Here is a 22,290-nt window from a genome sequence, read left to right as displayed (position 1 = left end):
CCCCTTAATACGCAAGTGTAAATCCAGCAATTACATTGCTGTCAAAAATCAGATTGATGTGTTGTAGTTGTTCTGGCGGTATCTCACCCAGTGTGCAGCCGGAATGTAGGTACTGCAGTAAGTCAAACGCATTGCTGTCGAGCTTTTGTGTCCAAACTTCCCCCTGAGCTGAACAGCAAATAAAGCCTTGCTCCGCTTGGTGTAATTGCAAGTCGTCAAACTGGTTGTCAGCAATGGCTTTCTGTAGTGAATACACGGCATAGCAAGATTGGAACAGCACCATGCCCGGCAATAGATGCAGATGAATAGATGTTTGCTGCGCTGGCTCAAGTTCGGCTAGCTTGGCGAGCGGCAACAATTGATTGGAAAGGGATATTTGCCCCTGTTGCTGCTGCGCTAAATCTATACACCATTCAAATCGCGCCACTTCTGCGGCATACGGGGCCGCTTCGACCACCGCAGGAAAGTGGCTGATCGAGTCACTGAAATGCTCGCCATAGTGGCTGACATCACCGGAACTCAAAGGGTTGTTGAGTACATGCTGACGGGCCATTTGATTAAAGCACTCCTCGCCAACCAGAGCCGACACCATAGGATAGGTCGCAGCCAATACTTCGCTAAGGCTAACGACAAAGTTATTGCGATAAATCTGCATTCGCTCATCAGCCGTGAAGGTATCGCTAGCAATATTGCACACCTCACCGCTGGCTTGATAGTGCAAGGCAGTGGCAAACGTCTGTTGCAGCTTGGCAAGAGACACATCACTCATGAGACCTTCCTTTGCTTATCTTGCCAACGTTGCAGTTGATGGCTGGCTTTGCTTGCCTCGTTTAACAATACCTCTGGCTCAGGGATATCTAAATCCCACTCAATCAGGGTATGACGCTCGCCATACGACTCGAGCCAATATTGATAGAGTTGCCACACTTCATCACTGACCGGGCGGCTGTGGGTATCAATCCAGATCTCACCTTGGTCGAGTTGCTTGACGGTAAATCCAGCGAGGTGAATCTCATCCACGGCATATTCAGGGATAGCATTGATGTACTCAACACTATCGAAGCCATGGTTAAAGGCGGAAACGTGGATGTTGTTTAAATCGAGTAGCAACCGACACTCGGTGCGTTTTTGTACTTCGGTCAAAAACTCCCACTCTTTAATGGTCGAGTGATTGAACTTGAGATAGCTAGAAGGGTTTTCAATCAGCAGAGGTCGTTGAATGGCATCTTGAACTTCCTCAACATTGCGGCAAAAGACCTTGAGTGCTTCTTCGGTGTAAGGCAGTGGTAATAAATCATTGAAGTAGTGGCCGCCAGTTTGACTCCAACTGAGATGGTCGGAAACCAAAAACGGTTCAATATCGTTAATCAGGCTACGAAGTTGTGTCAGATGCTGTTGACTCACGCGCTCAACACTACCCAGTGATAAACCAATACCGTGGCAGCTAATTTGATAGTGGTTAGCCAGTAATTCCAGTTGTTGCCTTGCTTTTGAGTAGGGTTGGAAATAGTTCTCGCTGTGGATCTCTAACCAAGAAAGCGGTGGTTTTTGTGCGACAAAGTAGTCTAGGTGTGGAGAGCGTAGCCCTACGCCGACTTGGGGATGAAAAGTGGTTGATTTCACAAACGCCATCCTTGAATAGTGATGGGATGAGACAAGGCGGTCAGTTGAGCCTAGACCGCCTATAGTCATCGGTAGAAATTATGATGATTGAGTGCTACCGCCCACCAACTTGCCACATAGGCCTTTAGGTACGACAACAAATGCATCCGTTTGGTTATCTTCTTTTGCTGTACCGGCACAAGAACTGGTTTTTGTTGCACAGTCATTTTTGCCAGCTTTTGCCACGCCGTAGCATTTTTCTTTTTCGGCTGCGACTGCTGGAGCCGCTGTGAGCACAGCACCACCAAAAGCAATAAGACTTGTAACAGCAGCGGTAACAGCAAGATTAGACTTTTTCATATTCATTTCCTCAGACTTAATTCCTTTACTTATGTAGGCAAGTGAATCATGTGTGAATTCATCAACTTGCTTAGTTAAAAGGATAGAGAAGGAGGCGGAAAACTTTCAAAAAAATTATCTTTTCGTTGGTTTTTATTTGTCTTGATTATCTAAGGTGTTGTTTTATAGAGAGAATAATTGTGTGATTTTTTCTGCTTTTTTTCATTGCTGATGCAGTCATCGTCGGGCTTGCTGCGTAACGGAGGTGTTTCTCGCCTAGCATCTTAAAGTCACTCGGGTATAATGCCTTTTCATGTATAGATAAACAGTAGCTGAGCCCCGAATGGATCCTTCATTACTTCTCGATGGTCTAAATGACAAGCAGCGTGAAGCTGTTGCCGCCCCACTAGAAAACTCACTTATCTTAGCTGGTGCAGGCAGTGGTAAAACGCGCGTGCTGGTGCATCGTATTGCGTGGTTGATGTCGGTTGAGCAAGCGTCACCATTCTCAATTATGTCCGTTACCTTCACCAACAAAGCGGCAGCGGAAATGCGCGGACGTATTGAAGAGATAATGATGGGCAGTGCTTCGGGGATGTGGAACGGTACTTTCCATGGGATATGTCACCGTATTTTACGTGCTCACTATCTTGATGCTGTGCTGCCAGAAGATTTCCAGATCATTGATACCGATGATCAGGTTCGTCTATTGCGTCGCTTGATTAAAGCACAGAACTTAGATGAAAAGCAGTGGCCAGCGAAGCAAGTCGCGTGGTGGATCAATGGCAAAAAAGATGAAGGTTTGCGCCCAAGTCACATTGATGCCTACGGCGATCCGATTACCAAGACTTATCTACAACTGTATACCGCTTACCAAGAAGCGTGTGACCGCGCAGGTTTAGTCGACTTTGCGGAAATCTTACTCCGTGCCCATGAGTTATTGCGCGATAAGAAACATATCCGCGAACATTACCAAGCTCGCTTTAAGCATATTCTGGTCGACGAATTCCAAGATACCAACAACATTCAGTACGCTTGGCTACGTATGATGGCCGGCCCTGACTCACATGTGATGATTGTTGGTGACGATGACCAGTCTATCTACGGTTGGCGCGGCGCTAAGATTGAGAACATTGAGAAGTTTACTCATGAGTTCCCTAGCGTTAATACCATTCGTCTTGAGCAGAACTATCGCTCGACTAAGACCATTCTCGAAGCGTCAAACACACTGATTGCCAATAACACTGAGCGTATGGGTAAAGAGCTGTGGACTGACGGCGCAGAAGGTGAGCCGATCTCGGTTTATTCTGCATACAACGAGTTAGATGAAGCACGCTTTGCGGTCAATAAAATCAAAGAGTGGCAGGATAAAGGCGGCGTACTCAATGATGCCGCAATGCTGTATCGCAATAACGCCCAGTCACGTGTTCTTGAAGAAGCTTTGATTCAAGCAGGTCTGCCATATCGTATTTATGGCGGGATGCGATTCTTCGAGCGTCAAGAGATCAAAGATGCCTTAAGCTATTTGCGTTTGATGTCGAATCGTAATGATGATGCGGCTTTTGAGCGTGTGGTGAATACACCAACGCGTGGTCTAGGGGATAAAACCCTTGAGACAATTCGTTTTGCCGCGCGCGACCAAGGCAGCACCATGTGGCAAGCGAGTCTGCATTTGCTAGAAAACCAAGTGTTGCCAGGGCGAGCAGCCGGCGCACTCAGTCGCTTTATTGAATTGGTTAATGCACTTGAAGATGACACCTGCGAATTGTCGCTGCATGAACAAACTGACCATGTGATCAAATACTCTGGTCTGTTCGCGATGTACGAACAAGAGAAAGGCGAGAAGTCGAAAGCACGTATTGAGAACTTGGAAGAACTTGTTACTGCAACACGTCAGTTTGAAAAGCCAGAAGAAGCAGAAGACATGACGCTGCTGACGGCGTTTTTGACTCACGCAGCGCTAGAGGCAGGTGAAGGTCAAGCGGACGAATTTGATGATGCCGTTCAGCTGATGACCTTGCACAGTGCGAAAGGTTTGGAGTTCCCATTGGTGTTTATTGTCGGTGTCGAAGAGGGTATGTTCCCGAGCCAGATGTCAGCAGAAGAAGCCGGCCGTCTGGAAGAAGAGCGCCGACTTTGTTACGTGGGCATGACCCGTGCAATGGAGAAACTCTACATCACCTACGCTGAGATGCGTCGTCTGTATGGTCAAGATAAGTATCATAAGCCATCACGCTTTATTCGTGAGCTACCAGAGAAGTGTCTGGATGAAGTTCGTATGAAAGCACAAGTGAGCCGCCCAGCAAGCTCTGGCCGCTTTAGCCAAACCGTAGTGAAAGAGAGCTTTAACGAAACTGGCTTTAGTCTGGGTTCACGCGTTATGCACCCAAAATTTGGAGAGGGCACCATCATCAACTTTGAAGGCAGTGGTCCACAAAGCCGAGTTCAAGTCGCCTTTAATGGTGAAGGGATTAAGTGGTTGGTGACCGCTTACGCTCGGTTAGAGCAGCTTTAATCTTCAGTGAAAGTAACTTCTAAAGGCATGCTTCGGTATGCCTTTATACTATTTGGCCTATGATGATCTAAAAGCTTACAGAGCGGTGTCGCGGCAGAAATAGGGAACTGATGTGATGGGACTGGGCCAGCACACTGGGAGTGAAAGCAGACAACGCAGTCTAAAGTTCAAATATGCAGAGAAAGGATAAAGAAAAACCCCGAGGGCGTGAGCCCATCGGGGTTATAGTCTTACTCGCAGCAATCCGGCTACTATAGGTGCTCCATGCATCTAATCCTTGATAGTATGCTGATGTCCTTCAGCTCAATCCTTTACTCGCCATCCTAGCGGTGTCCGTATTTGACCCTATCCTGGTCCACTAACAATCCTCGTTAGCTCACGTCGCTTGTTCCTTGAGCGGTGTCCTTTTCATCATCCTGATGATAAGTCCTTTCCTCGTCCAGAGGTGTCCATTTCCCATCCTTAGTAGCAACCATCCTAGTTACTATTGCGTCCGTTCAATGTCCTATTTGCTTTCCATGCCGACTACTCATCCTAAGTAACCGTATCTTCTTCCTGAAGATTACCTAATCCGTGGTAATTTCCTGTTCCGTGTCAGTATCCTTCCGACAGGATTAATATTACGCTTTTGGCGATTTTCAGCAATACGACGCAAACGTTTTTCTACATAAAAATTCGAACTGAAAATATACATGTTGTTTATAATCAGTGATTTACGCTTCATTGTTTACATTTCTCTCAGCAAAAAAGCTATATTTACTCACTTGCTTGTGAGAGATCTCGCACAAGCAAGTGAGGCGATCGGCGCTATTTGCCTATCGCAGCTCCTTCTCGTCTTGGGTCAGCAGCGCCTTGCAGTTGACCGTCTTGGACTAAGATAGCGTGCAGGCCCGAGTTTAAGTCACGTACGTTGACCTTAAAGCCCATCTTTTCTAACTCAGCTTTGAATGTTTCAGCTTTCGTTCCTTGCTCGATATCTAATGTGCCAAAGCGATTAAGTAGGTGAGGCTGATTCACCGCTTGTTGGATATCCATTCCCCATTGGGTATGGGCAATGATGGCCTGAGCGACATAACCTATGATGCGGCTACCACCGGGAGAGCCAATGGCCATATAGGGTTTATCATCTTGCATGATAATGGTTGGCGCCATCGATGACCGTGGACGCTTACCTGGCTCTAAGCGGTTGGCGATCGGTTTGCCCTCTTTGTGAGTTCGGAATGAAAAGTCAGTGAGCTCATTGTTGAGTAAGAAACCATTGGTCATTAGGCGAGAACCAAATGCATTTTCAATCGTGGTAGTGATCGAAACGATATTTCCTTGTTTATCCACCACATTAAAATGGCTGGTGGAAGGCAGCTCAATTGATTCATCGCTGCTTTGACGCTGAGCGTAATTCCATGGAGGATTACCTGCACTTACCGCCGCCAAAGCTTTGCCCGGTTTGATTAATTGTGCGCGTTGCTTGAGGTACTCTTGATCTAACAAGCCTTGGGTTGGCATTGGCACAAAATCCTCATCGGCCATATACATGCCTCGATCGGCAAACGCCAGTTGCGAGGCGTCTGCAATCACTTGCCACGATCTAGCGTCATTGGCTCCCCAGCCTTTTAAATCAAACTGTTCCGTCATCGCCAGTATCTGACCGACTGTCAGTGCACCAGAGCTCGGTGGTCCCATGCCGCAGATGTCATAATTTTGGTAGGCAGAGCAGACAGGTTCGCGCTGCTTGACGCTATAGGCATCAAAATCTTTTTGTGCCAATACCCCTGGGTTACCCGCTGCGTTTTGTACTGTCTCGATAATGCTGTCAGCAATTGGCCCTTGGTAGAAAGCTTTCGCCCCTTGTTTAGCAATTGCAGTTAACGTCTCAGCATATTGAGGATTTTTAAGTAGCGTCCCAGCCGTTTTCGGTGAGCCATCAGGATTAAAGAAATACGCTTTGGTTGTGGCAAAGCGACTTAAACGCTCGGCATCGTTTTCAATTAAGGTCGCAAGACGCGGGCTGATCTCAAATCCTTTAGTTGCTACCTCAATGATTGGCTCAATCAGTTTATGCCACTCTAGCTGGCCATATTTTTGATGGGTATCCCACATCAATTTAACGGTGCCCGGGGTCCCGACAGAGCGTCCACCCACTACGGCATCATAGAACTTGAGCGGCTCACCTTTTTCATCTTGAAACAGACGAGGGGTTGCATCGAGTGGTGCGGTTTCTCGACCATCATAAGTGGTCAGTTTTTGGTTTTTAGCATCCCAATAAACCAAGAATGCACCACCACCAATACCGGAAGATTGCGGTTCAACCAAACCTAGCATTAATTGCGTCGTGACCATGGCGTCAATCGCATTACCACCCAGGGCAAGAATGTCGGCTCCTGCTTGAGTGGCGAGTGGGTTGGCTGCGGTAACCATCCAATCTTTGGCGGTCACCAGCTGTTTTTGTTCTAAACCACTGCTGCGTTCTGGAGCAACGGAGTCGGCGGCTTGATTAGCGAAGGTACTGGCTGACGACAGTAATAAATAAGTGGTAAGGCATTTCATTTTCCACTGCATCTTATTCTCCTTGTTGTTATGCGAAGAATAGATTGGCAGTGGAAAGGGCGTAGGTCTAAACGTTTTTGTTCAAAATTTAACCTTGAATCAAACTTAATATTTTTTCTGACTCAAAACTGAGCCGCAAGGGCAGTGGTGGACTGCCACAAAATGCTCAGGCCAATAAAGCTAAACAACAAACCGCACAGCCCATCAATATAGATTGCGAGTGATTTGATTTTACGCTGCATCCGTTGAGTGGACAGTGCCCAAGCAAGAAACGAGAACCACAGCAAAGACAAGCTCCACAGAATAATCAGTGCGATGCCTTTTCCGGATAAGGACATAGTGGCCGGCACTAAGCTCGACATTAAGCTGACAAAGAACACTAAAGCTTTCGGGTTGAGAATGTTGGTCGCAAAGCCACGGGAAAACGCCTGACGTTTATTGTTTAATAGCAAACTGGTTGGTTCGCTTTCTTGTTCGGTTGTTGTTGGGGAGTTAATTTTTGCCCATGTACCTTTTAGAGCCCCATAGCCTAGATAGAACAGATAGCTTCCGCCTGCCAGTTGTAATAGGGCAAATAAAGTCGGCTGCTGGTGGACTAAGTAGCTGACTCCAGTGAGACTTAATAATGAATGCAGCAAGATGCCACAAGACAAACCGAGCGCAATATAAAGGCCAGTTTGGCGTCCGTAACGCGTGGCATTTTGTACCACTAGAGCAAAATCTGGCCCTGGGCTCATCAGCGCAACAAAGTGGACAACGGCAAGAGTGGTTAGGATGGTTAATTCGTTCATAGCAGTAGTGATTAGTGATGTATCACGCAATTGTGCCAGCAGCGCCAAGCAAAAGATTGTAAATAATCGACACTAGTTGATTTGAGATGGGCTGACGCCATACACCGCTTTAAACGCTTTGCTGAAGTGCGCCTGATCGTAAAAGCCGACTTGATGGGCGACTTCTGTGCCTTTCACACCTGCTTTCAATAATTTCATCCCTTGTTCCATACGCAATCGGCTCAACCAGGCATAAGGCGTTAATCCGATTTTGGCTTTGAAGTGACGTTGAAACTGCGTCGGGCTCAGTTGGCACAGCTTAGACAGTTGCTCGAGTTTAACTGGCTGATCGAGGTTGGCCATCAGGTACTCTTTGAGCGTAGCGACGGATTGATTGCCCAGCGGCACGATACTTCTTTGCTCTTTTGCACCGTAGCGTTCGAACAGCTGGCTAAAACCCTCATAAGGCAGACAGTCTTGAGCAAGTTGGCTTAGATTAGTGTCAGTCAGATTTTGGTGCAGTTGAGATAAGGTATTGAAAACATGTGGGTCATCAATCACAAGTTGATTAAAGCCGATGATGTCCGAAGATCGTTTTAGATCGGAAAGATCGCTCAGCCATTGAGGATCGAGAGAAAACACTTTTACCTTGTAGCCAGAGTCGAGTTTGGATTGGCCGTCGTGCATTTCATCCGGTGGCATTAATACTATCTGTCCTTGACCAGCGTGATGAGACTCACCCTGATAATGGAATTTTTGTTCCCCTTGGGTAATAAGGCCAATGTGAAAATCAAGATGATAGTGGCGCTGAAAGGCAAACGTCTGGTAGTTTGCGTCGATCAAACCTATCTCTTGATTGGGCACTGTTTGGTATTGAACCTTATCCATAAAAACAAAAAAAGCTTGGTGAATATTTCACCAAGCTTAGCGTTACTCATCTTGAATGTCTTGTAAAAAACGATCAGTGCGTTTGAGCTGCCTTTTTCGATTTTTTATTATTGCGTAACCCATCAAAGCTAAATACCACCAAAGCTCCCCAAATAAAGGCAAAGGTGATGGCCTTATCCGTGGTGAAGGCTTCACCGTAAATCAGTACGGCAAGCAGGAACATTAAACTTGGGCCGATGTATTGGAAAAAGCCGAGCGTCGACAGCTTAAGTCGTGTTGCTGCGCCAGTGAAACAAAGTAGCGGTAGAGTGGTAATGATGCCAGCCGAAATCAGTAGTAGGTTTAGATTTAGCGGGTTCTCTGTGAAGTTTGAAGTCGGAGTATCGGCGATCCATATTAAGTAAATAGCGGCAGCAGGCAACAGCACTAAGGTCTCAACGAATAAGCCTGTTTGTGCTTCAAGGCTGACCTTTTTACGCAGCAGACCATAAAAGCCAAAACTCAGAGCTAAAGCGATCGCAACAGTTGGAATCGAACCAAATACAAATAGTTGCACCAGCACGCCACAAGCGGCAAGAGCGACAGCAAACCACTGTAGTTTTCGTAGTCGCTCACCCAAGAAGAGCATCCCGAGCAGTACATTTATCAAAGGGTTGATGTAGTAGCCCAAACTCGCATCGAGCATATGATCGGAATTGACCGCCCAAATGAAGATCAACCAGTTTGCTCCAACCAATACCGCAGTCGTAACTAGATACATCAGCTTTTGTTTCGATTTGAGCACGTCTCGTACATTGCGCCAACGACGACCGAAGTGAAGTAGAGCGGCCAGTAGGAAGAACGACCATACGACGCGGTGGCTTAAAATTTCTAGCGGAGAAACATCACCGAGCGCTTTGAAGTAGATTGGTGCGATCCCCCACATCGTGTAGGCACCAATCGCGAGAAGGACACCTTGCTTGGCTCGCTGTTGTTCGTCTGGAGTCATAGTTGTGTGCTCAGATTGAATGAATTTACAAATTGAAACATGCAGTATACGAACGTGACCCAAAATCACCTAACAATTTGCGGTTTTATTCGCCCCTAAACCCCTCTACAATGTGCCCCTTGCGTTCAGCACGCATTCGACCTGCATTCATACTGAGATAACTCATGACCTCGACACTTTTAGCATCACAACCTATGGAAGAACTGCCTACGCCACAAAGCATTCTCGAAGATGTTTTTGGCTACCAGAGCTTCCGTGACGGTCAGCAAGAAGTGATAGAGCTGGCGGTGGGTGGACAAGATAGCTTAGTGATTATGCCTACTGGTGGTGGCAAGTCGCTGTGTTACCAGATCCCAGCCTTGGCACGCAGTGGCCTGACGTTAGTGATTTCTCCGCTTATTTCTTTAATGAAAGACCAAGTGGATCAGCTCAAAGCCAATGGCGTTGCAGCTGAGTGCATTAACTCGACCATGTCGCGCGAAGAGCTTATCTCTGTCTACAATCGAATGCATTCTGGTGCGCTTAAGTTAGTCTATGTGTCACCAGAACGCGTCTTGATGCGTGACTTTATTGAGCGTTTGGAAAGTCTGCCTCTATCGATGATTGCTGTCGATGAGGCGCACTGTATTTCTCAGTGGGGGCATGATTTCAGACCTGAATATGCCTCGCTGGGTCAGCTTAAACAGTACTTCCCGCATGTGCCTGTGATGGCGCTAACCGCGACAGCTGATGATGCCACTCGTAAGGACATCATGCAGCGTTTGCAGCTTAATGATCCGCATACCTATCTCGGCAGTTTCGATCGCCCTAATATCCGCTATACCTTGGTTGAAAAGCACAAACCTGTCTCTCAGGTAGTGCGCTTTCTTGAAAACCAACGGGGTAGTTGCGGCATCATCTATTGCGGTAGCCGTAAGAAAGTCGAAATGGTGACTGAAAAGCTGTGCAATAACGGCCTTCGTGCGGCTAGCTACCATGCTGGCCTTGAAGCCGATGAGCGCGCTTACGTTCAAGAAGCGTTTCAACGTGATGACATCCAAATCGTTGTTGCAACAGTGGCGTTTGGCATGGGTATCAACAAACCTAACGTGCGCTTCGTGGTTCACTTTGATATTCCACGCAATATAGAGTCCTACTATCAGGAAACCGGCCGTGCAGGGCGTGATGGCTTACCGGCTGAAGCGATGATGCTTTATGACCCGGCGGATATTGCTTGGCTGCGCCGCATGCTTGATGAGAAAGACGATGGCCCGCAAAAGCAGGTCGAGGCGCATAAGCTTAATGCGATGAGCGCGTTTGCTGAAGCGCAAACCTGCCGACGTCAGGTACTACTGAATTACTTTGGTGAATATCGAGAAAAGCCGTGTGGCAACTGCGATATTTGCCTAGATCCGCCTAAGCATTTTGATGCTACCGAGCAAGCGCAAAAAGCTCTGTCGTGTGTTTATCGCGTCAACCAAAGTTTTGGTATGGGCTATGTGGTTGAAGTATTACGCGGCATGCAAAATATCCGGGTGCGAGAAAATGGTCACGATAAGTTATCGACCTATGGTATCGGCCGAGAAAACAGTCACGACTATTGGGTGAGTGTATTCCGTCAGTTGATTCATAAAGGCTTGTTGTTTCAAAACATCACCCGTAACTCAACGCTGCAGTTGACCGAAGAAGCGCGTCCACTGTTACGTGGCGAGATGAGCTTAGAATTAGCCGTGCCACGTTTAGATACTGCCGCACGCGCTGCTAAGTCAGACAAGCTATCGAGCAAAAACTACGATAAGAAGCTGTTTGCGAAATTACGTAAGCTGCGTAAAGCGATTGCTGATGAAGATGGTCTACCGCCATACGTAGTATTCAGTGATGCTACCTTGATTGATATGGCTGAGATTCTGCCAACCTCTTACGGTGAAATGTTAGCAGTGAGTGGAGTGGGGCAACGTAAGCTAGAGAAGTACGCTGATCCATTCTTAGATTTGATTCAGGAGCATTTAACTAATCATGGGTGATTCAATGCAACAAACGGAATTTGGTCTTGTTGATTATCAGGCTCAAGAAGGGCGCATCATTATTCGAACGCCTCGTTTTGACTTTGATAGTTTTCCACAATTGGCAGAAAAGCTAGTTCAACTGTTATCCGCTTCAGTAATTGAAAAACAGTGGGATGCGGATATTCACTCATGGTTGATTGATTTTGAAGGTTGCCAACTGTTTCTTAAATCAGAACATTACAGCGAAAGTGTTTGGTTTGAAGCGCTGGCTATTGATGATTCCAAAGAAGAACTCGATTTCCTCGCCTCCCTTTTTCAACGCGGCTTCTAAATAGGAACATTCACGCTAACGATTGCTTCAATTTCAGCTATTGCAGGTGAAATTGGTTAATGTATAATCGCCCGCCGCGATATTTGTCATAATTCAAATGTCGCCACTTTTTTCATTTAACATTGTTGGTAAGGCAATTTCCGCTGGCTCGGAGAGTGTCGATTTGGGTTCCCTCACCCCCAAACCAAACTAAAAAGGTATCGCATGAGTAACTTTACCCCTGCGCAGCAGCGCAAAGCCCTTTTTCTATTAGTACTATTCCACCTGATCATCATTGCATCTAGCAACTACTTGGTTCAGCTTCCTTTTACCGTATTCGGATTCCACACTACGTGGGGCGCATTTACGTTTCCTTTTATCTTCTTAGCAACTGACCTGACCGTACGTATCTTTGGTGCTCAGTTGGCACGTCGCATTATCTTCTTAGTGATGCTGCCTGCGTTAGCGGTCTCTTATGGTCTATCTGTGTTGTTTTACGAAGGTGCATTCCAAGGCTTTAGTCAGTTAGGCGAGTTCAACCTATTTGTTGCACGTATCGCGATCGCGAGCTTTATGGCTTATCTATTAGGTCAGATTCTTGATGTACATGTGTTTAATCGTCTGCGTCAGCTAAAGCAGTGGTGGGTAGCCCCAACTTGTTCGACGCTATTTGGTAATGCGCTAGATACCATCGCTTTCTTTGCGATTGCGTTCTACCAAAGTCCAGATCCATTTATGGCTGAGCACTGGACAGAGATCGCGTTGGTGGACTATGGCTTTAAACTAGTGATCAGCTTAGGTCTGTTCGTACCTATGTATGGTGTGCTACTGAACTACTTAGTACGTAAGCTAACAGCAGTGAACCCAGAGTTTAAAATGGTTGGCGCTAAGTCGTAATTAAAATGACGAGCAAGAAAAAGCCCGAGGACTGAGTCTCTCGGGCTTTTTTGTATTTGCGTTGTTGGGAGTCACTAATACTCTACGACAGAAAGCGGCCAACCAATGTCACTCTGGCGGTTGGCTTCAATTTCAAGCTCAGCCGCGGTCAGTGGATTTGCTTGCAGCCACTGGGACTTGATGGTCAGAGTTAGCTTGTCATCCGCTGAACTTAAACTGATGTTCGGTTCTAGCTCAGGATTACGACGGTGAGTCAGCAATACCGCTAAGCGTAGTAAGCGTAAAACGCGTTTCGCGCTGGTACTAGAAAGGGCGTGCTGCTCAGGTAACGAGGTTAACTGCTCTCTATAGCGACGAGCTAGTTCACCCAGCAAATGTTTCTGCGCTCGCGTGTAACCTGGCAGATCAAGATGCTGCAGCAGGTAAGCACTGTGCTCACCACCTTTCTTAAAATCGATGGTTAAGCCAATTTCGTGCAGTTTGGCTGCCGTGGCAAGTAATACGTCACCTTGAGATTCGGCAATCCAATCATCCTGACACTCAGACAGCAGTTTAGCGGCCATGTTAGCCACTTGCTCGCCGTAAATAGCATCAATCTGATAACGGCTCTGCACGCTTGCGATAGTACGAGCACGGATGTCGTCTTGCTTTAACTCATCAACCATCTCATAAACTAACCCTTCACGCAGCGCTCCGCCCGCTAAGGTCATAGAGTCAATCTCTAACAGTTCAAAGATAGCAATCAGAATCGACAAACCACTTGGGAACACTAAAGCACGCTCAAGCGTTAGGCCTTCGATTTCCAACTCTTCCAAGTGATCCGCTAACATTGCCTGCTTTTGTAGGCGCTTTAGTTTGGCGTGAGTAATGACCTCATCCATACCTTGCGCCAGCATGATCTCTTGCAGAGCTTGAACGGTACCTGAAGCGCCAACACATACATCCCAACCAATCTTTGTGTACTGCTCTAGAATTGGCTGAAGTGTCTCTTTGGCCGCTTGAATCGCGTTGTTGAAGTTGGTTACCGTCAGTTGGCGATCTTTAAAGTGACGCTCTAACCAAGTAACACAACCCATTTTCAGGCTAGTTAATGCTTTTGCTTCGAAACCTTCACCGATGATCAGTTCAGTGCTGGCACCACCGATATCAACCACTAAGCGGCGACCACTACCACCAGAAGTGTGCGCGACACCTTTATAGATAGTGGCGGCTTCTTCTTCACCATCAATGACTTCGATCTTATGACCGAGAATCTGATTCGCTTTCTCAAGAAAAACATCCACATTAGTCGCGGTACGTAATGTTGCAGTACCAACAATACGGATGTTTTCGGTTGGAATGTCTTGCAGTCGTTCTGCAAATAGACTCAAGCAGTCCCATCCGCGTTGCATGGCTTCTAGGCTTAGCGCGTTAGTATCGTCTAAACCTGCGGCAAGGCGAACTTTGCGTTTGATTTTAGCCATAGTTTGGATGCTGCCATCAATATGACGCACAACGAGCATATGAAAACTGTTCGACCCGAGGTCGATGGCTGCGTAAAGCGGAGATGAAACTGCTTGGCTCATAGACGACTTAAGAATCCTTTTGTTGACGAGGGCGAGAGCGATGGTTCGAACGACGATTTCCTGAACGCGAACCGCCAGTATTGGTACGACGTTGCTGCTGCGGACGATTAGAACGCATGCGAATCGGTGCAGGCAGTTCTTCGATCAGTGCACTTGGGTCGTAGTCGGATACTGGAATTGTGTGCTCAATGTACTCTTCAATCGGTGGCAAGTTGATTGCGTAATCTTCACAAGCAAAGCTGATTGAGTGACCACTTGCACCTGCGCGACCTGTACGACCGATACGGTGTACATAATCTTCACAGTCATCTGGTAGATCAAAGTTAAATACGTGCGTTACCTGAGGGATATGTAGGCCACGAGCCGCAACGTCGGTTGCAACCAGTAGATCGACGTCACCTTTAGTGAATTGCTCTAGGATACGCTCACGTTTTTTCTGTGGAACGTCACCAGTCAATAGACCAACACGGTGTCCATCGGCTGCTAGGTGTCCCCAAACAGATTCACACTTGTGTTTAGTGTTAGCAAAAATGATTGCGCGATCTGGCCACTCTTCTTCGATAAGCGTCTGTAGTAAAGACATCTTATGTTCATTTGAAGGGTAGAACAGTTCTTCTTGAATGCGGTGACCCGTTTTTACTTCTGGCTCAACCACAACATGCTCAGGGTTGTGCATGTGTTCGAATGCCAATTCTTGCACGCGGTAAGACAGCGTTGCTGAGAACAGCATGTTCAAACGCTCTTTTGGCTCAGGCATACGACGGAACAAGAAGCGGATGTCTTTAATAAAGCCAAGATCGAACATGCGGTCAGCTTCATCAAGAACAACGGCTTGAATATGGTTAAGGTTAAATACCTTCTGTTTGTAGAAGTCGATAATACGACCGGTTGTACCAATCAGTACATCCACACCGTCTTCTAGCTTCGTCAATTGCTTATCATAGCTCTCACCGCCGTAAGCAAGTGCCGCTTTAATGCCTGTACTCGCGACTAGTGATTCAGCATCATTATAGATCTGAATCGCCAGTTCACGAGTCGGTGCCATAATAATTGCACGCGGCTGGTTTGGCTTACGACCTTCGTGCTCAGAAGTAGTCAGTAAGTGGTTAAAAGTAGCAGTCAGGAAGGCTAATGTCTTACCTGTACCCGTTTGGGCTTGACCTGCGATGTCTTGGCCGGTGAGCAGTACCGGCAGCGCCAAGGCTTGGATTGGGGTACAAAATTCGAACCCTTTTTTCTCCAGACCTTCAGTAATTTGAGGGTGTAAGCCCAAATCGGCGAACTTTTGCTCTGTGATATGCGTCTTTTTCATTGCTATAGAATATCAGCTTAAGCTTGCAATACGAAAGTAAATACATTCCAATAGGGCATCTAAATACTGGTTATCATCCAACCAGTTCCGAAAAAACACATTGGAGTGGAAGATGAGTGATAAGATTTTGCAGCTAACTGATGACGGTTTTGATGCCGACGTAATTAACGCTGCAGGCCCAGTTCTTGTTGATTTTTGGGCAGAATGGTGTGGTCCTTGTAAGATGATTGCGCCAATTTTGGACGAAATTGCAGACGAGTACGAAGGCAAACTCACTATCGGTAAACTAAATATCGACCAAAACGCAGGTACTCCACCTAAGTTTGGTATTCGTGGTATTCCAACGTTACTTCTATTTAAAGATGGTAACGTAGCAGCAACTAAAGTAGGCGCGTTGTCTAAAACTCAACTTAAAGAGTTCCTAGACGCTAACCTATAATAGTTAGATAAGACCGTGCATCGAATAGTGCACGGTTTTGTTTTTTGAATACCAACAAAATCTAGACTAGGCTACTATTTAGTGCTAGTTTATCGCACGTTAATTAAACAAGTTTTCTCTTCTTGGTCGATCCTGTGACCAAATCCATCTTAACCAAAAAACAGATCCTTATTTTGACTAAACAAGTATCCACCACTATGAATCTAACAGAACTGAAGAACAGACCTGTGTCTGATCTTGTCAAACTTGGCGAAAGCTTAGGCTTAGAAAACCTAGCACGTCTAAGAAAGCAAGACATTATCTTCGCCATCCTAAAAGCGCATGCGAAAAGTGGTGAAGATATTTTTGGCGATGGGGTTCTGGAAATACTTCAAGACGGCTTTGGTTTCCTACGTAGTGCGGACAGCTCATACCTTGCTGGCCCAGATGATATTTACGTTTCTCCAAGTCAGATTCGTCGTTTTAACCTACGTACAGGTGACTCAATTGCTGGTAAGATTCGTCCACCAAAAGATGGTGAGCGATACTTTGCGCTACTAAAAGTCAATACAGTTAACGATGACAAACCAGATAACGCGCGTAACAAGATTCTATTTGAAAACTTGACGCCACTACACGCTAACGAGCGTATGGTGATGGAGCGTGGTAACGGTTCGACAGAAGATATTACTGCACGTGTTCTTGACCTGGCTTCACCAATTGGTAAAGGTCAGCGTGGTTTGATTGTTGCACCGCCAAAAGCGGGTAAAACAATGTTGCTACAGAACATTGCTCAAAGCATCGCCCATAACCACCCTGATTGTGAGTTGATGGTACTTCTTATTGACGAACGTCCAGAAGAAGTAACAGAGATGCAGCGCTTGGTTAAAGGTGAAGTGATCGCATCAACGTTTGATGAGCCGGCATCTCGTCACGTACAAGTTGCTGAAATGGTAATCGAGAAAGCGAAGCGTCTTGTTGAACACAAGAAAGACGTGGTTATCCTGCTTGACTCTATTACTCGTCTAGCTCGTGCATACAACACCGTAGTACCTTCATCAGGTAAAGTACTGACTGGTGGTGTAGACGCAAACGCACTTCACCGCCCTAAGCGTTTCTTCGGTGCTGCACGTAACGTTGAAGAGGGTGGTAGCTTGACTATCCTTGCAACAGCGTTAGTTGATACTGGCTCTAAGATGGATGAAGTTATCTACGAAGAGTTTAAAGGTACAGGTAACATGGAAATTCACCTGAACCGTAAGATCGCAGAGAAACGTGTATTCCCAGCAATCGACTTCAACCGCAGCGGTACTCGTCGTGAAGAGTTACTAACTAAGAACGAAGAGCTACAGAAGATGTGGATTCTACGTAAGATTGTTCATCCAATGGGCGAGATCGATGCGATGGAATTCCTGATTGATAAGCTAGCAATGACGAAGACCAATGATGAGTTCTTCGATGCGATGCGTCGTCAGTAAATTCTGAAAAATCTATTTTATAGAACGCCACCGCTATCGGTGGCGTTTTTGTTTGCATTATCTCAGTAGAACGAGCACAATGAGATAAATGTTACAAGGAGGTTAACATGCAACAAGGAATGTTGTCGTCGGTACTCCTATCAGCAACGCTACTCATTGGTGTACCAGTCGCTACTGCAACGGAAATGCAGCCCCAGCGAGTTGAGCAATGGCTTCAAGAGTCACAAGTTCATGATAAGGTCGCAGAACTACTTCAGTTTGTGGTCGAAGATGATATTGATGGACTCAACTTTGCTCTGCAAAGGCTTGCTTTGCCTGTCCAAGAAGTTTCCCGTTACTTACTACTTAAAAAGATAGAAGACCAGAATCTCATCTTAACGCCTAAGATGGCGCTGTTTGTCGAGCAGCAAAAATCTATGGTGCCTACTTATCAAGTATTGGAAAGAGGGGATGGTTATGAGTTTTCTGTCCCAGCCTTTAATTACCCAGCCATTGCTAACCGCTTACTTAAGCAATGGCACCAAGATCAATCGACTCTCGCGTTTGTACTTGATGCTGAGCGTAAAGATTTGATTCTCAAAGATTGGCTTAAGGGTACTGAATATCAGGTTCAGGCTCGTGAAGCACTCTTGATACGTGAACTAGACAGCTTGTCACCAGAAGCGGTTGAAGGACTAACTGACCAGTTAACTCAGGAGGCGGTCACCAGTTGGTTACCTTCATCGGAAGTAATGGTCAGATTGGCGCAAGTGAGTGAAAGTGCTGAGGTGTATAAACTACTGTGGCTTATGAAAGCAGACTTTAATAGTGAACGTGAGTTGGTGCGTTTAGCGCGAGTGGGGAATGAATTCTCGCTTAACCAAGTCATGCAAGCTGCGAGTAACCCCAGCCTTAAAGAACGTGCAATTAGTGAGTTAACCAAAGTACGCCCAATGTCTCCTGAGGTTCAGGATTTTCTAATTGCTCGAATGGCCGCATCCGATGATGCTAAATTCATTGCTGGGGAGCTAGCGAGTCAAGGTTACTCCTCCTGGCTAGAAGAGCTGGCAAGTAGCAATCAGCGGGTTCATAGCCGCGCGATTTTAAGTGTCCTCAGTCAGTAGTATTTTGAGATATAACCACAATAAAAAGAGGGATCGGTCGATTCCTCTTTTTTGTTATACTGCCTGCAGATTAACCAGTGCACTAATAGGCCTATGAGTTTTAAGGACTTACGCGATTTTATCGCTCATCTAGAAAAAGAAGGGAAGCTTAAACGCATCTCTCACCCTGTTGACCCTGATTATGAAATGACTGAAATCAGTGATCGCACGCTGCGCGCAGGTGGCCCCGCTCTCCTATTTGAAAACCCGATTGGTTATGACATGCCAGTGTTGACCAACTTATTTGGTACACCTGAGCGTGTTGCAATCGGCATGGGGCGTCAAGACGTTAAAGAACTACGCGAAGTAGGTAAGTTATTGGCCTACTTAAAAGAGCCTGAACCACCAAAGGGCTTTAAAGATGCGCTGGATAAACTACCGGTTTTTAAGCAGGTATTGAATATGCCAGCTAAGCGACTGCGTAAAGCCGCTTGCCAAGAGATTGTATGGCAAGGGGATGAAGTCGATCTTGATAAAGTTCCGGTAATGAGCTGTTGGTCTGGCGATGTTGCGCCACTGCTTACTTGGGGCTTAACGGTAACTAAAGGTCCAAACAAAAAACGCCAAAACCTAGGTATCTATCGTCAGCAGAAAATTGCTAAGAACAAGATTATCATGCGTTGGCTTGCTCACCGAGGCGGTGCATTGGATCTACGTGATTGGATGGAAACCAACCCGGGTGAACCTTTCCCTGTTTCGGTCGCATTTGGTGCCGACCCAGCAACGATTCTCGGCGCAGTAACCCCGGTACCAGACACGTTATCGGAATATGCATTTGCAGGCTTGCTGCGTGGAAGTAAAACGGAAGTGGTCAAATCGATCAGTAACAACCTAGAAGTCCCAGCTAGTGCTGAGATTGTGATGGAAGGTTATATCGATCCAAACGAGTTTGCCGATGAAGGTCCATATGGTGACCATACTGGTTATTATAATGAGAAAGAAAAGCACCATGTGTTTACCATTACTCATATCACCATGCGTAAAGACCCTATCTACCACAGCACCTACACTGGTCGCCCACCTGATGAGCCAGCGGTATTAGGGGTTGCGCTTAACGAAGTGTTTGTGCCGATCCTGCAAAAGCAGTTCCCAGAGATAGAAGATTTCTATCTTCCGCCGGAAGGTTGTTCGTACCGAATGGCTGTAGTGACGATGAAGAAGCAATACCCAGGTCACGCTAAACGCGTGATGATGGGAGTATGGTCTTTCTTGCGTCAATTCATGTACACCAAGTTTGTCGTTGTGTGTGATGAAAAAGTCGATGCACGTAACTGGGATGATGTCGTTAAAGCGATGACAGAACATATGGACCCAGTGCGAGATACCTTGTTCATTGAGAATACGCCAATTGACTCTCTTGATTTTGCCTCACCAGTGGTTGGCCTTGGCTCTAAGATGGGATTAGATGCAACCATTAAGTGGGAAGCTGAGTTGGTGGGTTCAGAGCAGGGCGGTGAACAAAGCCCTCAACTAACCCAATTCGAACTAGATACTTTTATCGCCCAAAATCCAGAAGTCGTTGATATCTATATTCCATCGACAGCAGAGAATAACAGTTTTGCTATTGTAACGATGAAAAAAGAGTCCGGAGGGCAATCACAACAACTGGCCGAAAAGGTTGAGCTGTTTCTTCTAGAACGAGGAGCACCCAAGTTTGTTGTTGTTTGTGATAGTGACGTGAACGCTAAAGATTGGAATGACATTATCTGGGCGATCACCACTCGAATGGATCCTGCTCGAGACACGAAACAAGTATCAGCTTTCGAGAAAAATAGTTCACGTTTAGTACTAGACGCGACCAATAAAGTCGAAGGTGAAGAAGTTGTTCGAGAATGGGGCACACCTATCAAGAAAGATCCTCAACTCGTAGCGAAAATCGATGCGTTCTGGGATAAGTTGGGTATCCTATGAAGCATACCGTCATCTTGCAGCCTGATAACCTAGAATTTGAAGTGCAGGATGGACAAACGGTGCTGGAAGCCGCGCTCAACAATAATATTAATTTTCCACACCGTTGCCAGGTTGGTGCATGTGCTGCCTGTTTGTGTCGTAAACTAGAAGGAACAGTCTCTTATCACCTTGAACCAATGCTCACTGATAAAGAGCAACAACAAGGATGGATATTTGCTTGCCAAGCCTTCGCAGAAAGTAAATTAGTGCTTACTTTTGAAGAGTAAGTAAGAGGAACAAAATGACTATTCAATGCAAAGTAAAGTCGATTCAGCCGTTGGCTTGCAATACTTACCAAATATTATTACACCCAGAAAGCCCAGTGGACTTTAAAGCGGGTCAGTACCTAATGGTTGTGATGGGAGAAAAGGATAAAAGACCTTTCTCTATCGCGAGCAGTCCATGTCGCCATGAAGGTGAGCTAGAACTACATATTGGTGCCGCAGAGCAAAATGCTTACGCGCTAGAAGTGGTGGAAGCAATGAAAGCCGCTCTTGAGCAAGATGGAGAGATCACGATTGATGCTCCTCATGGTGATGCTTGGATACAAGAAGAGAGTGAGCGTCCACTATTACTTATCGCTGGTGGTACTGGTTTTAGTTATGTACGTTCAATTTTGGATCACTGTGTGGCGCAAGAGCTAAACAATGATATCCACCTATACTGGGGTGGCCGTGATGAATGCCAACTGTATGCGAAATCTGAATTAGAAGAGATCGCCGCGAAGCATAACAATGTGCACTTTGTGCCAGTAGTAGAAGAAGCGCCAAGTGAGTGGGCTGGTAAGACTGGCAATGTAATTCAAGCGGTTGAACAAGATTTTGACTCACTGGCTGAATTTGATATCTATATAGCAGGCCGTTTTGAAATGGCGGGTGCTGCAAGAGAGCAATTCACTTTAAATAAGCAGGCGCAAGCAGAAAGAATGTTTGCTGATGCGTATGCATTTATTTAAAACCCAGTAAATATGGTGAAAAAGGGAGCGTTTTGCTCCCTTTTTGTTTGGTTTTGAATATAAATTCAACGAACGCTCATTTTTTTCATTTTTTTTTGAAAAAGGGGTTGCGCTTAAGTCTGAACTCCCTATAATGCGCATCCACTGACACGGCAGACGCCACAAGGCCTCAGCGATAAGTCGGTAGGATGAATAAGACAATTTAGCTACTTAACTTCTTCAAAATAGATTTTAAGAAAAACTTCAAAAAAGTGTTTGACACTGAAGTCTGAATCGCTAAAATGCACGTCCACTTTGAGAGAAAGCGCTAACGCTTAGTTCTTAAAGAAAAGCTCTTTAACAATATAAACCTATCAATCTGTGTGGGCACTCGTTGATGATAATCCAATTAGAAATTTCTCTTAATAAAGAGCGGTTTCAAATTAGGTTTCAATGAAACGAAGTGACCAATACGAATAATTACTTTCTTTATAGAGAGGGATTATTTGGCACAGTCAATTCATTATCGTTCTGTTGGAACGATAATAGCTTTAAAATTACACAGTAGTTTTGAAGTCAGTATTCATTGAGCCGAACAAAATCTTAAATTGAAGAGTTTGATCATGGCTCAGATTGAACGCTGGCGGCAGGCC

General features: G+C 45.9%; 19 protein-coding genes. 10 read left to right on the top strand and 9 right to left on the bottom strand.

The annotated features are described in order from the left end of the window. Positions 1-4: 4 nt before the first annotated feature. From ACHUFZ_RS17840 to ACHUFZ_RS17830, 3 genes are all read right to left on the bottom strand, one after another. Complete coding sequence (locus tag ACHUFZ_RS17840; protein WP_394128204.1) at positions 5-769, bottom strand: HvfC/BufC N-terminal domain-containing protein; 765 nt, start codon at positions 767-769, stop codon at positions 5-7. Then, positions 766-1,632, bottom strand: coding sequence for an MNIO family bufferin maturase (gene bufB, locus ACHUFZ_RS17835; protein ID WP_394128203.1), 867 nt, complete (start codon positions 1,630-1,632; stop codon positions 766-768). Before bufB ends, ACHUFZ_RS17840 begins: the two co-directional genes overlap by 4 nt. Before the next feature lie 69 nt (positions 1,633-1,701). Continuing rightward, on the bottom strand, positions 1,702-1,962 hold the full coding sequence (locus tag ACHUFZ_RS17830) for a BufA1 family periplasmic bufferin-type metallophore (protein WP_394128202.1): 261 nt from the start codon (positions 1,960-1,962) through the stop codon (positions 1,702-1,704). 322 nt (positions 1,963-2,284) lie between these two features. Between ACHUFZ_RS17830 and uvrD the strand changes: the two genes are divergently transcribed. Further along, positions 2,285-4,456, top strand: a complete 2,172-nt coding sequence (uvrD, locus tag ACHUFZ_RS17825; protein WP_394128201.1) for a DNA helicase II — start codon at positions 2,285-2,287, stop codon at positions 4,454-4,456. Positions 4,457-5,263: 807 nt separating this feature from the next. Here the strand turns inward: uvrD and ggt are convergent. From ggt to rarD, 4 genes are all read right to left on the bottom strand, one after another. Beyond that, the gene (ggt, locus tag ACHUFZ_RS17820) at positions 5,264-7,012 is read right to left on the bottom strand and encodes a gamma-glutamyltransferase (RefSeq protein ID WP_394128200.1); all 1,749 of its coding nucleotides are present in this window, start codon (positions 7,010-7,012) and stop codon (positions 5,264-5,266) included. A 110-nt stretch (positions 7,013-7,122) separates the two neighbouring features. Further along, positions 7,123-7,791, bottom strand: a complete 669-nt coding sequence (locus tag ACHUFZ_RS17815; RefSeq protein WP_394128199.1) for a LysE family translocator — start codon at positions 7,789-7,791, stop codon at positions 7,123-7,125. A gap of 72 nt (positions 7,792-7,863) precedes the next feature. Then, on the bottom strand, positions 7,864-8,658 hold the full coding sequence (locus ACHUFZ_RS17810) for an AraC family transcriptional regulator (protein WP_394128198.1): 795 nt from the start codon (positions 8,656-8,658) through the stop codon (positions 7,864-7,866). Between the two features lie 73 nt (positions 8,659-8,731). Then, positions 8,732-9,646: an EamA family transporter RarD gene (rarD, locus tag ACHUFZ_RS17805; protein ID WP_394128197.1), complete on the bottom strand. Its 915-nt coding sequence runs from the start codon at positions 9,644-9,646 to the stop codon at positions 8,732-8,734. 164 nt (positions 9,647-9,810) lie between these two features. Here rarD and recQ point away from each other — a divergent pair, with 164 nt between their 5' ends. The 3 genes from recQ (at position 9,811) to ACHUFZ_RS17790 (ending at position 12,838) form a co-directional block, all read left to right on the top strand. After that, positions 9,811-11,649 (top strand): ATP-dependent DNA helicase RecQ, encoded by a 1,839-nt coding sequence (gene recQ / locus ACHUFZ_RS17800; RefSeq protein WP_394128196.1) that lies wholly within the window; start codon positions 9,811-9,813, stop codon positions 11,647-11,649. After that, the gene (locus ACHUFZ_RS17795; RefSeq protein ID WP_053440770.1) at positions 11,642-11,962 is read left to right on the top strand and encodes a DUF3630 family protein; all 321 of its coding nucleotides are present in this window, start codon (positions 11,642-11,644) and stop codon (positions 11,960-11,962) included. Before recQ ends, ACHUFZ_RS17795 begins: the two co-directional genes overlap by 8 nt. A gap of 204 nt (positions 11,963-12,166) precedes the next feature. Then, positions 12,167-12,838, top strand: coding sequence for a 7-cyano-7-deazaguanine/7-aminomethyl-7-deazaguanine transporter (locus ACHUFZ_RS17790; protein ID WP_394128195.1), 672 nt, complete (start codon positions 12,167-12,169; stop codon positions 12,836-12,838). Between the two features lie 74 nt (positions 12,839-12,912). Here ACHUFZ_RS17790 and gppA read toward each other — a convergent pair whose 3' ends face one another. Both gppA and rhlB read right to left on the bottom strand, forming a co-directional pair. After that, positions 12,913-14,403, bottom strand: a complete 1,491-nt coding sequence (gppA, locus tag ACHUFZ_RS17785) for a guanosine-5'-triphosphate,3'-diphosphate diphosphatase (RefSeq protein WP_394128194.1) — start codon at positions 14,401-14,403, stop codon at positions 12,913-12,915. Between the two features lie 7 nt (positions 14,404-14,410). Next, positions 14,411-15,715 carry an ATP-dependent RNA helicase RhlB gene (gene rhlB / locus ACHUFZ_RS17780; protein ID WP_394128193.1) on the bottom strand — a complete coding sequence of 435 codons (1,305 nt, stop codon included), beginning with the start codon at positions 15,713-15,715 and terminating at the stop codon, positions 14,411-14,413. Positions 15,716-15,827: 112 nt separating this feature from the next. Here rhlB and trxA point away from each other — a divergent pair, with 112 nt between their 5' ends. From trxA to fre, 6 genes are all read left to right on the top strand, one after another. Further along, complete coding sequence (trxA, locus tag ACHUFZ_RS17775) at positions 15,828-16,154, top strand: thioredoxin TrxA (RefSeq protein WP_053440774.1); 327 nt, start codon at positions 15,828-15,830, stop codon at positions 16,152-16,154. A gap of 197 nt (positions 16,155-16,351) precedes the next feature. Then, positions 16,352-17,611 carry a transcription termination factor Rho gene (rho, locus tag ACHUFZ_RS17770; protein WP_394128192.1) on the top strand — a complete coding sequence of 420 codons (1,260 nt, stop codon included), beginning with the start codon at positions 16,352-16,354 and terminating at the stop codon, positions 17,609-17,611. Positions 17,612-17,718: 107 nt separating this feature from the next. Continuing rightward, positions 17,719-18,714 (top strand): hypothetical protein, encoded by a 996-nt coding sequence (locus tag ACHUFZ_RS17765; RefSeq protein WP_394128191.1) that lies wholly within the window; start codon positions 17,719-17,721, stop codon positions 18,712-18,714. A 93-nt stretch (positions 18,715-18,807) separates the two neighbouring features. After that, positions 18,808-20,664 (top strand): 4-hydroxy-3-polyprenylbenzoate decarboxylase, encoded by a 1,857-nt coding sequence (gene ubiD, locus ACHUFZ_RS17760; RefSeq protein ID WP_394128190.1) that lies wholly within the window; start codon positions 18,808-18,810, stop codon positions 20,662-20,664. After that, on the top strand, positions 20,661-20,930 hold the full coding sequence (locus tag ACHUFZ_RS17755) for a 2Fe-2S iron-sulfur cluster-binding protein (protein WP_004409626.1): 270 nt from the start codon (positions 20,661-20,663) through the stop codon (positions 20,928-20,930). Before ubiD ends, ACHUFZ_RS17755 begins: the two co-directional genes overlap by 4 nt. Positions 20,931-20,944: 14 nt before the next feature. Continuing rightward, complete coding sequence (fre, locus tag ACHUFZ_RS17750) at positions 20,945-21,658, top strand: NAD(P)H-flavin reductase (protein ID WP_394128189.1); 714 nt, start codon at positions 20,945-20,947, stop codon at positions 21,656-21,658. Positions 21,659-22,290: the final 632 nt, after the last annotated feature.

Source organism: Vibrio hepatarius, from assembly GCF_043642085.1.
GTDB classification, from domain to species: domain Bacteria; phylum Pseudomonadota; class Gammaproteobacteria; order Enterobacterales; family Vibrionaceae; genus Vibrio; species Vibrio hepatarius_C.
Note: the sequence above shows the minus strand (reverse complement) of the source record. Positions and strands in the feature narration are given on the sequence as shown.

Excerpts from the sequence above, each read along its gene's own strand:
- ACHUFZ_RS17790 (WP_394128195.1), top strand. The coding sequence starts at position 12,167 with ATGAGTAACTTTACCCCTGCGCAGCAGCGCAAAGCCCTTTTTCTATTA.
- ACHUFZ_RS17765 (WP_394128191.1), top strand. The coding sequence starts at position 17,719 with ATGCAACAAGGAATGTTGTCGTCGGTACTCCTATCAGCAACGCTACTC.
- recQ (WP_394128196.1), top strand. The coding sequence starts at position 9,811 with ATGACCTCGACACTTTTAGCATCACAACCTATGGAAGAACTGCCTACG.
- ACHUFZ_RS17755 (WP_004409626.1), top strand. The coding sequence starts at position 20,661 with ATGAAGCATACCGTCATCTTGCAGCCTGATAACCTAGAATTTGAAGTG.
- rhlB (WP_394128193.1), bottom strand. The coding sequence starts at position 15,715 with ATGAAAAAGACGCATATCACAGAGCAAAAGTTCGCCGATTTGGGCTTA.
- rho (WP_394128192.1), top strand. The coding sequence starts at position 16,352 with ATGAATCTAACAGAACTGAAGAACAGACCTGTGTCTGATCTTGTCAAA.
- trxA (WP_053440774.1), top strand. The coding sequence starts at position 15,828 with ATGAGTGATAAGATTTTGCAGCTAACTGATGACGGTTTTGATGCCGAC.
- bufB (WP_394128203.1), bottom strand. The coding sequence starts at position 1,632 with ATGGCGTTTGTGAAATCAACCACTTTTCATCCCCAAGTCGGCGTAGGG.
- uvrD (WP_394128201.1), top strand. The coding sequence starts at position 2,285 with ATGGATCCTTCATTACTTCTCGATGGTCTAAATGACAAGCAGCGTGAA.
- ACHUFZ_RS17830 (WP_394128202.1), bottom strand. The coding sequence starts at position 1,962 with ATGAAAAAGTCTAATCTTGCTGTTACCGCTGCTGTTACAAGTCTTATT.
- rarD (WP_394128197.1), bottom strand. The coding sequence starts at position 9,646 with ATGACTCCAGACGAACAACAGCGAGCCAAGCAAGGTGTCCTTCTCGCG.
- ACHUFZ_RS17815 (WP_394128199.1), bottom strand. The coding sequence starts at position 7,791 with ATGAACGAATTAACCATCCTAACCACTCTTGCCGTTGTCCACTTTGTT.
- ACHUFZ_RS17810 (WP_394128198.1), bottom strand. The coding sequence starts at position 8,658 with ATGGATAAGGTTCAATACCAAACAGTGCCCAATCAAGAGATAGGTTTG.
- gppA (WP_394128194.1), bottom strand. The coding sequence starts at position 14,403 with ATGAGCCAAGCAGTTTCATCTCCGCTTTACGCAGCCATCGACCTCGGG.
- ACHUFZ_RS17795 (WP_053440770.1), top strand. The coding sequence starts at position 11,642 with ATGGGTGATTCAATGCAACAAACGGAATTTGGTCTTGTTGATTATCAG.
- fre (WP_394128189.1), top strand. The coding sequence starts at position 20,945 with ATGACTATTCAATGCAAAGTAAAGTCGATTCAGCCGTTGGCTTGCAAT.
- ggt (WP_394128200.1), bottom strand. The coding sequence starts at position 7,012 with ATGCAGTGGAAAATGAAATGCCTTACCACTTATTTATTACTGTCGTCA.
- ubiD (WP_394128190.1), top strand. The coding sequence starts at position 18,808 with ATGAGTTTTAAGGACTTACGCGATTTTATCGCTCATCTAGAAAAAGAA.
- ACHUFZ_RS17840 (WP_394128204.1), bottom strand. The coding sequence starts at position 769 with ATGAGTGATGTGTCTCTTGCCAAGCTGCAACAGACGTTTGCCACTGCC.